Below are 13,815 nucleotides of genomic sequence, written 5' to 3'. Positions count from 1 at the left end.
TAAAAAACACCCCGCCTAAGGACAGAGTGTAAGAGTTTAAAGACTAACCTCGGTAGTTGTTAGACTGCCTTAGTTACTACGTCTTTTACTGCAAACACCCTTATTAGTCTCTCTGGACTTCTTTTAAAAGGTGAAATTCGTCTATTTAGTTATCTAGTTGTCTATTTATGTTATAAACTATTATTCTGATTTCTCTCGATTAGGTAAAATTAAGTTCAAAGCAATCCCGATAATAGCTGATAATGCCATTCCAGAAAGCTGAATATCGTTATTTAGTTGAACATATGCTCCGCCAATGCCAATGACAAGGATAACGGACACAATCATTAAATTCCGCTTTTCAGCAAAGTCTACTTTATTCTCAACAAGCATTCTTAATCCGCTGGAAGCGATAATCCCAAACAATAGGATGGAGATACCGCCCATTACCGCGTGTGGTATCGAGTGAATCACCGCCGAGACCTTCCCAACAAAACCAAAGATAATGGCTGAGACCGCTGCTCCACCAATAATATAAACACTATATGCTTTAGTTATGGTTAGAACACCAATATTTTCACCATAGGAGGTAAGCGGCGGTCCGCCAATCAATGAGCCAATCATTATTCCAGCTCCATCTCCCATTATGGAACGATGTAACCCTGGCTTTTCAAGGAAATTTCGGCCGACAACATTACTTAAAATCATTTGATGTCCGATATGCTCTGACAGGGTGACTATCGCTACTGGGAGCATAATGGCCAGAACCCCTCCTGATATGGCCGGCGTGTAATCGACGAAAGGAAAGATAAACGGCGGCAGTTCAATCCAGCTTGCTTCTCTAATGGGTGTAAAATCAATTAATCCTGCAGCTGCTGATGCCGCATACCCTGCAAAGATACCAAGTAAGATAGGAATTAAACCAAGAAACCCTTTTAAAAACATATTACAGAAAATCGTTACACCGAGAGTAAGCAAGGCGATCATTATATGTGTTGTACTATAAACGAGCGTCTCTGCGTATGGATCCTCATACATGGCCATATTTACCGCTGTCCCTGCTAGACTCAATCCGATGACAATGATTACAGGTCCGACTACCACAGGCGGGAGAAGACTCATTAACCACCTGATCCCAGCTTTCTTAATAATTAACGCAATGATTCCATATAATAGACCTGCAAAAAAGCATCCAATCATTGCTTCACCAGGTCCACCTCCTTCTTTCACAATCAAGATGGGGGTGATAAATGCAAAGGAAGATCCGAGGTAAGCTGGAATCTGGCCTTTTGTAATAAGCAGGTATGACAACGTACCCAGCCCGCTCGAAACTAATGCTACTGCAGGGCTTAAATCAACGAAAAATGGTACTAGAACCGTTGAACCAAACATGGCGAATAAATGCTGAATACTTAAAGAGAACCACTGAAACGGTTTAGGTATTTCATTTACGTCTAGTAAAATATTTTTTTTGGTTTCCATCGTCTCTACCTCCCAGCATAAAAAAAACCCTCTTCGTTTGTTTAACAAAGAGGGGTGTCTGTTAGGACTTCATGATTGTCTTAACAGGCATTCTCCCTTTGTCAGCCTCTCTGGACTGTTTTTAAAAGGGCTGTATTTAATTTAAGATACTTACTTGATCTTTTTCATCTACTTCAATTAAGCAAACAGATATTTTTTCGGTTAACGCAGTCGGTACATTTTTTCCCACATAATCTGCTCGTATAGGTAATTCTCGATGACCTCTGTCAACAAGTACCGCAAGCTGAATTTGTGAAGGACGGCCAAGGTCGATTAAAGCATCCAGTGCCGACCTGACTGTTCTGCCTGTGAAAAGCACATCATCGATCAGAATTACTTTTTTATTGGTAATATCCATAGGGATATCAGAGCCCTTTACTAATGGTTCTCCGTCATTTGTTGTTTTCGTTAAATCATCACGGTAAAGTGTGATATCTAACTCACCAAACTCGACTGTTGAACCTTCAATCTCTCCAATCCGATCAGCAAGTCGTTTGGCAAGAAAAATCCCGCGTGTTCGAATTCCAATCAGCACACAATTATCTATTCCCTTATTCTTTTCGATAATCTCATGAGCGATACGTGTTAATGCCCGCCGAATAGCTTGGTCATCCAGTACAATTGCTTTTTCGATCATTATGTTCACCTCGTTTTGTGTATAAAAAAATCCCTCTGCCAGGAGGCATAGGGATTTTGATACTGCGGGTCGTGCATATCAATGAATCCATTCATTGACTCATTGACTCCGTGTACCTTCCCAGCCTCTCTGGACTGTGTTAAAGGTTCTTATTAAGTTAATATCATACTATAGCATTGAAACAAACTTGTCAATTACTGTTCCGCAAATAAGTAAGTAATTGCTCAAATTCACTTGGCAATGGTGCTTCAAACTCGATGTACTCTTTCGTACGAGGATGAATAAATCCGAGTAAACCTGCGTGAAGTGCTTGTCCCTCAATGGCAAGTGTCTTACGCGGTCCGTATTTCGGATCTCCTGCCAGTGGGAAGCCAATGTATTTCATATGAACCCGGATTTGATGCGTTCTTCCTGTTTCCAGCTGACATTCGACATACGTATAGTTCTTAAACCGGTCAAGCACTTTGAAATGCGTAACTGCTGTTTTTGAGTTTTCATCCATAACTGCCATGCTCTGACGATCTTTTTTATCTCGGCCGATTGGCGCATCAATTGTTCCATAATCATGGGGAATTACACCATGCGCAATGGCCTGATATTTTCTAGTAACCGTTTTATCAACCAGCTGTTGAACAAGACTTTCATGTGCCATATCATTTTTAGCCACCATCAATAAGCCCGAAGTATCCTTATCAATACGGTGTACAATACCAGGACGCATAACACCATTAATCCCAGATAAATCTTTACAATGAGCCATTAAACCATTCACAAGCGTTCCAGTCGGATGACCTGGTGCAGGGTGAACGACCATGCCTCTTGGTTTATTCACGACTAATACATCAGCATCTTCATAATAAATCTCAAGGTTCATTTCTTCAGGAACCACATCAAGTTCTGTCAGCTCAGGAACAGTTACCACAATTTCATCACCAGGTGATGCCTTATAATTCGTTTTAACCTTCGATCCATTAACTAGAACCGCGCCCTCTTTTATAAATATTTGCACCTGACTGCGTGACCATTCATCATTTAACAACGATATGACTTTATCAATCCGTTCACCTTTATGTGTTTCATCTATGCTGTACGTATAATTATCCATTTAATTTCTCCTTAATGATTTTTTCCTCAAAAAGCATGAAGATAACCAATAAGGCTACCCCGATGCAAAGGGCGGAATCTGCGATGTTAAAAATTGGGAAACTGTAGTCAAAAATATAGATATGAATAAAGTCTACCACTTCTTGATGAATCACCCTGTCGATGAAGTTCCCAATGGCTCCGCCTAACATTAAACACAAACCAATAGCAAGAATACCGCTTTTCTTAGCCATTGTTTGAATATAGTAGACCAAACCGATGATTACGACTAACGTGACAAGATAAAAGAACCAAAATTGTCCCTCAAGAATTCCCCAGGCAGCACCTGTGTTTCGATGTGACGTTATATAAAATAAATTTTCAATGACAGTAATGCTGTCTCCATATTCCATATTGTTAACAATCAGCCACTTTGTCAGTTGGTCAAAACCGATGACAATTAAGGCAATGATATAATATATCACACTAGAAACCCCCAAACTAGCACATTCGTTTCTTTTGAATTGTAGCATAATACGTAATAATTGCCTAATGAAGTTCATACTTTTTCAAAAAAAATGGACACTTGTTAAACATATAAAATGGGAGCTGGACTATCACCAGCTCCCACTTCTACCACCTATTTTAGTTTGCAAATGTTTCTTCTACAACCTGTGCACATCGAGTACATAGAGTTGGATGTTTTTCGTCCTTACCTACTGTTTCAGAAACATTCCAGCAGCGTTCACATGTCTCTCCATCTGCTTTTGCAACTAGAATCGCAATTTCCTCTAGTTTGAGTGCTTCTTCTGGGGCTTCAGAAATGCTGCCGCCAATTTCAAATTTTGAAACGATGAATAACTGTTCAGGGCTCTCTTGAATACTGTCAAGCAGTGTTTTGGTCTCTGCATCGACATAGACTGTAATCTTCGCATTCAACGATTTCCCAATGATTTTTTGATTACGAGCAAATTCAAGAGCTTTCAAGACATCATTACGAAGGTCCATAAACGCATTCCATTTCGCTTCAATTTCCATAGCATTCACAATTTCACGCTCTTCAGGCATTAGGGTTAACTGAACGTTTTCCTCGTGATTACCTGGAATGAACTCCCACACTTCATCTGCTGTATGAGGAAGAATTGGCGCAACCAGTTTAGTAAGACTAAGGACGGTTTCATAAAGAACCGTTTGAACACCTCTGCGTTCAGTACCATTTGGTGTCTCACAGTAAAGGATGTCTTTCGCATAGTCAAGGTAGAATGAACTCAAATCCAGCGTACAGAAATTATTAATTTGCTGATAAATATTGGCAAATTCATAATTATCATAAGATGTCTTCGCTTGCTTAACCAACTTATTTAACTTTATGAGCATGTATTGGTCGACTTCTTTAAGATCTTCGTAAGAAACTTTATCATTTTCTGGATTAAAGCCATCCAAGTTACCCAAGAGGAATCTAAATGTATTACGAATTTTACGGTAAACATCGGCAACTTGCTTCAGAATCGGATCAGATACTCGGACATCTGCCTGATAATCGACAGAAGCAACCCATAGACGTAAGATATCTGCTCCTAATTGATTCATTACTTTTGCTGGAATAACGACATTTCCAATTGATTTACTCATTTTGCGTCCTTCACCATCCAGAGCAAAACCATGGCTTAGAACCCCTTTGTATGGTGCTTTTCCAGTAACAGCAACACCTGTAGAAAGTGAAGAGTTAAACCAGCCGCGATACTGATCGCTTCCTTCAAGATATAAATCAGCTGGACGTTGTAAGTCACTGCGTTCTTCTAGTACTGCTTGGTGAGATGAGCCTGAATCAAACCAAACATCCATGATATCTGTCTCTTTAGTGAAAAGGCCATTTGGGCTGTTCTCATGTACAAAACCTTCGGGTAATAATTCTTTTGCTTCACGCTCGAACCAAATATTTGATCCATGTTCACGGAAAAGGTTTGATACATGGTTAATTGTTTCATCAGAGATAATCGGATCGCCATTTTCAGCGTAGAATACTGGAATCGGAACTCCCCATGCACGTTGACGAGAAATACACCAATCTCCACGGTCACGAACCATATTATGAAGACGTGTCTCTCCCCATGCCGGCACCCATTTTGTATCTTCAACAGCTTTTAACAGTTCGCCGCGGAAATCTTTAATCGATGCAAACCACTGTGCTGTTGCACGGAAAATGGTTGGTTTTTTCGTACGCCAATCGTGTGGATATGAGTGTGTAAAGAATGATAAATTCAATAACGCGCCCACTTCTTTTAATTTATCGGTAATTGGTTTATTTGCTTTATCATAGAACAATCCAGCAAACTCTCCAGCTTCTTCTGTCATCACGCCTTTTTCATCAACCGGACATAATACATCTAAACCATACTTTTGACCGATGATAAAATCATCTTCTCCGTGTCCTGGAGCAGTATGAACACAGCCAGTTCCAGCTTCTGTTGTAACATGGTCACCCAGCATAACTAATGATTCACGCTCGTATAAAGGATGCTTAGCTGTTGCACGATCAAGTTCTGATCCTTTGACTGTTTTTACGATTTCGGGATTTTCCCAACCGATTGCTTCCGCTGCTTTTTCAAGAAGAGCTTCTGCCACAAGGAACTTATCCTCTCCCACAGCAACGACAACGTAATTTAAGTCAGGATTCAACGAAATTCCCAGGTTAGCTGGAATCGTCCATGGAGTTGTTGTCCAGATCACGATTTTTACGCCTTCGTCAATTACACCCTTACCATCGATTACTTCAAAAGCAACATAAATAGAAGGTGATTTGATATCTTGGTACTCAATTTCCGCTTCTGCTAGTGCTGATTCACTTGAAGGAGACCAATAAACTGGTTTACGCCCTTTGTAGATGTACCCTTTTTTCGCCATTTCGCCGAAGACTTTAATTTGTTGTGCTTCGTATTCAGGCTTCAACGTGATATATGGATTATCCCAATCGGCCCGCACACCTAGACGTTTAAATTGTTCACGCTGACTATCCACTTGTTCAAGCGCATACTCCTCACACAATTTACGGAATTCAGCAATGCTCATTTCTTTCCGCTTTACCCCTTTTTTCGTCAAGGCTGTTTCAATCGGCAAACCATGTGTATCCCAGCCTGGTACGTAAGGCGCTTGGAAGCCGCTCATAGATTTGTAACGGACAATAAAGTCCTTTAGGACCTTATTTAACGCGTGGCCCATATGGATATCTCCATTCGCATATGGAGGACCATCATGCAGAATGAACAGTGGACGTCCTTCTGTATGTTTTTGTACCTTCTGATAGATATCTTCTTCTGCCCATTTAGCTTGAATAGCTGGCTCTCTATTAGGCAGATTACCCCTCATTGGGAATTCTGTTTTCGGCATCAGTAATGTATCTTTGTATTCCATCTTTTTTCCTCCATCCTAAATTTAACCATTGATTTATACAGCTTGAAACATCAAAAAAAGGCTTTCTCATCCCTATAAAAAAGGGACGAGAAAGCCTTTTCCCGCGGTACCACCCTGGCTAGACTAAGCACATGTGCTTTGGTCCTCTCAAGCATTCGTAACGTGAATAAGACGCTTTATTTACTTCTGCTATAAAAGCAGGTTCAATTCAGAGCTCCAGGGTGATCCAATTTCTTCTGCTTATGCCGGACTTGCACCATCTCCGGCTCGCTGATATAAGTCGTGAAAGAAATTCTTTCCCTATCTTCGCTGATTATTAGTTGTTATTGTGAAAAAAGTATAGCGAATCCTCAGCCGTCAGTCAAGAGGGACCTGAAAAAAATGCAGTTAAAAGAGAAACTACTCTTTATTCTTCATCTCTAAAGCTGTCGGCGGCGTCGATTTGATATTCCATCAAATGGTCCCAATCATCACTATCCAATAAATCCAGCTGTGCTTCAACAAGCATTTTAAATCGTGTACGGAACACTTTGGACTGTTTTTTCAGCTCTTCAATTTCATTCGAAATTTTTCTTGATTTACTCAATGATTCATTAACAATTCGATCTGCATTTTTTTCTGCTTCTTTAATAATTAATTTCGATTCTTTTTGGGCGTTACGTTTAACTTCTTCTGCTGCTTCTTGGGCAATAATAATCGATTTATTGAGTGTTCCCTCGATATTAGTAAAATGTCCCAAGCGATCATACACTTCGTTTAATTTTTCTTCGAGCTCTTTCTTTTCTCTAAGAATAATTTCATAATCCTTGATTATCTGATCGAGAAATTCGTTTACTTCATCCTCGTCATACCCGCGGAATCCTTTATTAAATTCCTTATTATGTATATCTATCGGGGTTAAGGGCATAAGGCACCTCCAGAACAAAATTCTAGTCTATTTAATATTATACTATACTACCTTTCGACAGGAAGCACGTTATTCCTTCTTTTTTTATCACAAATCAGCTTATTTCTTCATTCCAAGTGTCAATCTATATTTATCTTTCTTCGTTTTACCATCAATGGAGATAATATTCACACGGCCAAACCCTCTTACCGAAAGTATGTCACTTTCTCTGCATTCAGCAGAAACATTCTCAGTGACTCTAAAATTAACTTTCACCTTGCCGGCTTTAATTAACGTCTGTACCTTTTGCCGAGACTGGTTTAATCCCGTGGAAAGGACAGCGTCAAGCCTAAGAGAACTCACCGTATGGGTATCTTCCTGCCATTGTTCTTTGGGAACCAAGATAGACGCGAGAGGAATTGGTTCGATGGTTACTGAGGAATTTCCGATTTTTTCAAGGTTTACAGCAAGATATGAATCAATTTCTTTTGCTGCGACGAATTGAATACTTTCGTCGTTAATCAGGATATCGCCGAATTTTTCCCGTTGGATTCCGAGTGACATTAATGTCCCAAGAATTTGCCTATGCTCAAGGGTTAGGAATTTTTTTGGATACCTAATTTTATATAAAGCGATTTGATAATCAGCTTCTTCCGGAGAATAATAGTCTGGATAAAGTAATGCTCGTTTCCGCTCTACTCCGTCACCACCCCCAAAGAAAGCCAAAATAACCTCGGAATCTTTTCCAACTATGGAGCTAAGAATAAATTGTTCCCTAGGATCGAGAAAACCCATCAGCTTTGGCGCGTAGGTTCCTTTCACCTGTTCGACCATCCCTGAGGCTTGATCAATAAATTCCTTTTCCTCTGGTCTGAAGTGCTGGTAAATAGACATCATCTGCTCCTTAAGCAATTCTTTTAACGGTCAACTATTAATTATTAAAAAAGCCCAGCCTGAAGTATCTAGCTTCCTTTACCAAACATACTCCCAAATAAGAAAAATTGGATTACGTTCAAAGATATAGATCTTAGGCCAGACTTACAAATTAGCGCCTGTTAGACAATCCAGTGTCCAAGCTGAGCTAGACCACTTCCCGCCAAATTCAGTACAATCAGCGCGACAAGCGGAGACAAATCAAGCATCCCGATTGGCGGAACGAACTTACTGAACGGTGCTAAGTAAGGTTCACAAATTGTTGCTAAAAAACGTCCGATTGCCGTTTCACGGGCATTTGGAAACCAAGACATTAAGATGTAGATAATTAATGCAAAGGAATAGATTTCAATTACAGATGCAATGATACTTAATACTAACAACATTTAGTTTTACCACCTCGATTCTTCGTACTCCTCTTCAACAGTAAAACCAGTAATATTACCGGAAACATCAACATTTGGGGGAGTACATAAGAAAATATCTGTACCTATTTTTTGGATATCCCCACCAATAGCATAAACTGTTCCGCTTAGAAAATCGACAATTCGTTTAGCTTGATCATGCTGAATACGTTGCAAATTAACTACAACAGCCCGATGGCTTTTCAAATTGTCAGAGACCTCCTGCGCTTCAGAATATGCACGTGGTTCCAATAATACTACTTTAGAAGATTTCTGCACACTTTGCAAACTTACGATATTCTGATTTGATGAATGTGTGTTTTGAGTCTGCTTAGAACCCTTGACCACCTTAGGTTCAAACGGTTCTTCTTTCATGTTTTCTTCTTTCATTTCATATTCATATTCGTCATCCAGCGCAAAGAATGATTTAAACTTCGATACAATCGTCATATCTTTTCCTCCTTAAGAATCTTCGCCAACTAATGCGGTTCCTATGCGGATCATCGTTGCGCCTTCCTCTATGGCTATTTCATAATCATTGGACATTCCCATTGAAAGTTCTAAACAGGGTGCCCCTTCAATTTGTTCCTGTTGAATTTCTGATTGAAGATCTCTTAATTGTTTAAAACAGTTTCTGATGACGTTTTCATCATCTGTGAATGGAGCCATTGTCATTAAGCCTGCTATCGTAATCTTTTCAAGCGCTGCTGCACTTCTTACAAAGTCAAGGACAGCTTCTGGAGCAAGACCATGTTTAGACTCCTCACCGGAAACATTCACTTGTACCAAACAATTTACGGGAGCTAAGGCTCTCTTTTGGATTTCATCAGCTAACGATAACCGGTCTAAAGAATGGATATAAGTTACCTTATCAATAATATTTCGCACTTTTCTAGTCTGGAGTGACCCTATATAATGCCATACAGGCTTGTCCTTCAAAACCTCGAATTTTGCAAGTAATCCTTCATCCCTATTTTCACCTAAGTCGAAAATTCCTGCCTTAAGTGCTTCAGCAGCACGTTCAATCGACACATACTTAGTCACCGCAATTACTCTTACTTCTTGACGATTCCGGCCGCTTCTCCGACAGGCCTGCAGGATATTTTCTTCAATGCGTTGTAGATTTTCTGTAACCTTCACTGTTGTAATTAATCCTCCTTCCAGCCGATAAAGCTTAAAATCCGGCCTGTTTTTCCAGAATCACGACGATGTGAAAAAAACAAATCCGATTCACAGCTTGTACATAAGGCTGAAATCTCAATATTATTCTTTGGAACACCAGATTTTTCTAGAATTTGAGCATTAAGTTGTTTTAAGTCTAATTGGTATTGTCCCTCACTAATTAAATTATATGGCTTTTCGTCAGTTTCTTCCAGCAATTTCTGCACCAGATTAATAACTTTGTCGTCTACGACATAACATTTCCTGCAGATTGACGGCCCAATTACAGCATATATTTGCTTTGGATCAATCCCTTCTTTTTTCCATAATCCCACCATTTTCGAACCTATTCCAGCCACTGTTCCTTTCCACCCTGCATGTGCTGTACCAATCATTCCACCCTTTGGTGCATAGAAATATAGGGGGACACAGTCAGCAAAGCAGAGCGTTAATAACAGCTGACGTTTATCGGTATACATGCCATCCGTAGCCTTTAAGGCTGACTCATAGTCACTTGACCCAGCGCCCCTATGTAGGCTTGTAATCTTTTCAATATGTGTTTCATGTGTCTGTTCTGCCCCCACCCAATCTGTAAGCGGTATTTCAAGTTTTTTTGATAATATTTCTCGATTTTCTACAACAACCGATTCAGCATCATTTACATGAAATGCTGTGTTAAGCTGTTGAAAGTCACCTATGCTTACGCCGCCGTTTTTTGTCGTAACTCCGGCAATTAATCGCGGATCTAGTTTAGCCCAGTTTTCTAATATAAGATATTGATCTTCTTTCTTACTAAAGGGTTCTTTCATAGTACCTACCTCATTGTTTTTTTCTAGTGTACCATAAACCCTTTTAAAATCCTTCTTACATTCCTTGTTACTTAAATGATATGACAGATAGGCAATTGCCATGAGGGTTTTACAAAATCTTTCATAATTACGAACACAGAAGAGTATCAATAATAAAGAACATAAAAAAGGCATCCATTTGGATGCCTTTCCCTTTATCAATGCTGGATATTTTTATTCATCTGACGAATCGCAGCTTTTTCTAATCTCGAAACCTGCGCCTGAGAAATCCCAATTTCATCAGCCACTTCCATTTGGGTTTTTCCTTGGAAGAACCTCTTTTTAAGTATCATTTTTTCTCGTTCATTAAGTCGACGCATCCCCTCATTCAAGGCAATTTCATCAATCCACTGACTGTCTTTATTTTTTTCATCGCTTAATTGATCAAGCACATAGATTGGATCGCCGCCATCATTATAAATCGGTTCAAACAACGATACTGGATCTTGTATGGCATCAAGAGCGAACACAATTTCTTCATGACTTACGCCAAGCTCCTTAGCAATCTCTTGTGCTGTCGGTTCCCTCAATGTTCTGCTCATTAGTTTTTCTTTAACCTGTAAAGCCTTATAGGCGATATCCCTTAAAGAACGAGAGACACGGATAGGATTATTATCGCGTAAATACCTTCTGATTTCTCCTATAATCATTGGAACTGCATACGTTGAAAATTTAACATTTTGCCCTAAATCAAAATTATCAATCGATTTCATCAATCCTATACAGCCCACCTGAAATAGATCATCTACATACTCTCCTCGATTATTAAAGCGCTGAATCACACTTAATACGAGTCTTAAATTGCCATTGACCAGTGTTTCTCTAGCGTATTTATCGCCTTCTTGCATTTCTTTAAAAAGTTTTCTCATTTCATCATTCTTTAAAACGGGCAATTTCGATGTGTCTACTCCACAAATCTCAACTTTATTTCGAGACAAGTTAATTCCCTCCTCACAGGAGCTGCTGTACAAAAAACAGTATCTCCCTGGAAGGAAAAAATATGCACTTGCCTGTCGGATTAAAAACTTCATTTTTAAGTAGTTAGAGAACAAATCCTAGAGCCGACAAGATTTTCATATGTGAAAAATTTAAACCATTTTATTAAATTCTTTTCGTAATCTTTTAATAATCCGTTTTTCTAGACGTGAAATATAAGATTGCGAAATCCCAAGCATATCTGCTACATCCTTTTGTGTTTTTTCTTCCTCACCGGCCAAACCAAAACGCAGTTCCATTATTTGTTTTTCTCGGTCTGAAAGCTGTGTTAGCGCTTTAGATAATAATTTACGATCTACATTCGCTTCAAGATCTTTCGTAATGATATCATCATCCGTACCAAGGACATCCGAAAGCAGCAATTCATTCCCATCCCAATCGATATTAAGCGGCTCATCAAATGAAACTTCGGACCTGATTTTATTATTTCTTCGAAGATACATGAGTATTTCATTTTCAATACATCTAGAAGCATACGTAGCAAGCTTAATCTTCTTCTCAGGATTAAAGGTATTGACCGCTTTAATTAAGCCAATCGTACCAATACTAATTAAATCTTCAATATTAATTCCAGTGTTTTCGAACTTTCTCGCAATATAAACAACAAGACGTAAATTTCGTTCAATCAGCATTGCCCGAGCAGTTTCATCCCCTTTGGGAAGTTTGTTGATTAACACTTCTTCCTCTTCCTTTGTCAGCGGCGGAGGCAGGGCTTCACTACCTCCTATGTAAAAAACTTCATCTGATTTCAGGCCTAATTTAAACAATATTTTATACCAATAATACGTGAGACGAAGAATAAATTTTTTCAAAATGATTCTCCCTTCTATTTTTTATTCTTAATGAGTATGATTCCTTTAATGTGTTGTTTTTTTAGGATACATGCAGGGTAGGAACTCCAGACAGCATCTTAGGATGTACAATACATTGGTAACGATTATCAGGTGACAACTGTTGAAGGGTAAATGAAATGAACCCTCTCTCTACCTCAAATTGAGCATTTTTGTGCTTGATACGTATTGAGTCAGGCTTTATAGCGGTTAGCAGCTGATGGTCTTTGCCAACTACTTTACACGGAATAATCCGTATTCGATTGGACCAGGTATATTCTTGATCGTGACCGTTCAAGTGGAAGCTGTCCTCTTTAAAAAGTTTTAGCATATCAGGAGGTACCGAGTCTTCCGCACCCCAAAGTGAAACAATCATCACGGGAGAACGGGTAATGGGATCGTATAATTGGTTTCCACTATCAATAAAACCAGCTAATGTACATTCAAAGAAATCAATTTTTATCGTTACTTCTACTATTTGATCAAAAGATAGGGTATTCATTTCTATGCTTGTTAGAGTACGCCTCGAAAATTGCCAGGCGATTGGAAAACCAATTAAAACAAAAACCCAGCTCATCGGATCGCCATATGCGTTAATTCCTGCATACCTATTCGGGCTCTCAGAAACAATTTTATATTCAAATAAGAAATGCAGCCCTAGTAATATACCGCCGGATAAAAAAGTAATGAAATAAAGGCAGGCTAAACGTTTAATGAATGTCATCCATCTGCTAAATCCAAATACAGCCACGACCATTACAACAGAAAACAGTAATTTTATTGGTACTTGATCGGCAAGTTCGCTATAGGGTGTAAAAGCCAGTAAGATAATCATGGATCCAAGAAGTCCGCCTAAAGCTATTCTCCAAAGTGGGACCTTCATTTTCAAAATGACTGAAGTCCAGCTAAGAAGCAAGCAGTCAAAGAGCCAATTTAACAGCCAAATGACATCCAAATATAAAGTCAAGCAACTCCCCCTCCCTGCACCTTTCTTATCTGTTAGCCAAAAGTATACCCTACATAGACATGGTAAGTCTGTCACTTTTTGTATCCATTCTAGAAGAGTTTTTCTGTCTTTTTATGCTATTTTGTAGAAAAATTTATCAGTAAAAAACACAAAAAAAAG

14 protein-coding genes are annotated in these 13,815 nt (G+C 39.1%); all 14 read right to left on the bottom strand.

Annotation, left to right across the window (positions count from 1 at the left end; all coding sequences use genetic code 11):
* Positions 1-180: 180 nt before the first annotated feature.
* The 14 genes from MHI18_RS18510 to spoIIGA all read right to left on the bottom strand — a co-directional run bounded on the left by MHI18_RS18510 (position 181) and on the right by spoIIGA (position 13,656).
* A complete protein-coding gene (locus MHI18_RS18510; RefSeq protein WP_340849531.1) occupies positions 181-1,461 on the bottom strand; it encodes a solute carrier family 23 protein in 1,281 nt (426 codons plus the stop codon).
* A gap of 136 nt (positions 1,462-1,597) precedes the next feature.
* Entirely contained in the window at positions 1,598-2,137 is a 540-nt protein-coding gene (gene pyrR / locus MHI18_RS18505; protein ID WP_340850329.1) for a bifunctional pyr operon transcriptional regulator/uracil phosphoribosyltransferase PyrR, read from the bottom strand.
* A 190-nt stretch (positions 2,138-2,327) separates the two neighbouring features.
* Positions 2,328-3,242 carry an RluA family pseudouridine synthase gene (locus MHI18_RS18500; protein ID WP_340849529.1) on the bottom strand — a complete coding sequence of 305 codons (915 nt, stop codon included), beginning with the start codon at positions 3,240-3,242 and terminating at the stop codon, positions 2,328-2,330.
* Positions 3,235-3,705, bottom strand: a complete 471-nt coding sequence (lspA, locus tag MHI18_RS18495; protein ID WP_340849527.1) for a signal peptidase II — start codon at positions 3,703-3,705, stop codon at positions 3,235-3,237. Before lspA ends, MHI18_RS18500 begins: the two co-directional genes overlap by 8 nt.
* Before the next feature lie 160 nt (positions 3,706-3,865).
* Complete coding sequence (gene ileS / locus MHI18_RS18490) at positions 3,866-6,631, bottom strand: isoleucine--tRNA ligase (protein WP_340849525.1); 2,766 nt, start codon at positions 6,629-6,631, stop codon at positions 3,866-3,868.
* A gap of 406 nt (positions 6,632-7,037) precedes the next feature.
* On the bottom strand, positions 7,038-7,538 hold the full coding sequence (locus tag MHI18_RS18485) for a DivIVA domain-containing protein (protein WP_040374019.1): 501 nt from the start codon (positions 7,536-7,538) through the stop codon (positions 7,038-7,040).
* Between the two features lie 99 nt (positions 7,539-7,637).
* Positions 7,638-8,411 carry a YlmH family RNA-binding protein gene (locus tag MHI18_RS18480; RefSeq protein ID WP_340849522.1) on the bottom strand — a complete coding sequence of 258 codons (774 nt, stop codon included), beginning with the start codon at positions 8,409-8,411 and terminating at the stop codon, positions 7,638-7,640.
* 161 nt (positions 8,412-8,572) lie between these two features.
* Positions 8,573-8,836 carry a YggT family protein gene (locus tag MHI18_RS18475; protein ID WP_340849520.1) on the bottom strand — a complete coding sequence of 88 codons (264 nt, stop codon included), beginning with the start codon at positions 8,834-8,836 and terminating at the stop codon, positions 8,573-8,575.
* Between the two features lie 6 nt (positions 8,837-8,842).
* The gene (locus MHI18_RS18470; RefSeq protein ID WP_340849519.1) at positions 8,843-9,304 is read right to left on the bottom strand and encodes a cell division protein SepF; all 462 of its coding nucleotides are present in this window, start codon (positions 9,302-9,304) and stop codon (positions 8,843-8,845) included.
* Between the two features lie 12 nt (positions 9,305-9,316).
* Positions 9,317-9,994, bottom strand: coding sequence for a YggS family pyridoxal phosphate-dependent enzyme (locus tag MHI18_RS18465; RefSeq protein WP_340849517.1), 678 nt, complete (start codon positions 9,992-9,994; stop codon positions 9,317-9,319).
* Between the two features lie 8 nt (positions 9,995-10,002).
* A complete protein-coding gene (gene pgeF / locus MHI18_RS18460; RefSeq protein ID WP_340849515.1) occupies positions 10,003-10,824 on the bottom strand; it encodes a peptidoglycan editing factor PgeF in 822 nt (273 codons plus the stop codon).
* Between the two features lie 197 nt (positions 10,825-11,021).
* Entirely contained in the window at positions 11,022-11,801 is a 780-nt protein-coding gene (gene sigG, locus MHI18_RS18455; protein WP_040374025.1) for an RNA polymerase sporulation sigma factor SigG, read from the bottom strand.
* Between the two features lie 150 nt (positions 11,802-11,951).
* A complete protein-coding gene (sigE, locus tag MHI18_RS18450) occupies positions 11,952-12,671 on the bottom strand; it encodes an RNA polymerase sporulation sigma factor SigE (protein WP_340849513.1) in 720 nt (239 codons plus the stop codon).
* Positions 12,672-12,732: 61 nt separating this feature from the next.
* A complete protein-coding gene (gene spoIIGA, locus MHI18_RS18445; RefSeq protein ID WP_340849512.1) occupies positions 12,733-13,656 on the bottom strand; it encodes a sigma-E processing peptidase SpoIIGA in 924 nt (307 codons plus the stop codon).
* Positions 13,657-13,815 lie beyond the last annotated feature (159 nt).

Source organism: Peribacillus sp. FSL H8-0477, assembly GCF_038002765.1.
In the GTDB taxonomy this organism is placed as follows: domain Bacteria; phylum Bacillota; class Bacilli; order Bacillales; family DSM-1321; genus Peribacillus.
The sequence above is the reverse complement of the archived record's forward strand: the minus strand, read 5'-3'. Positions and strand labels throughout refer to the sequence as shown.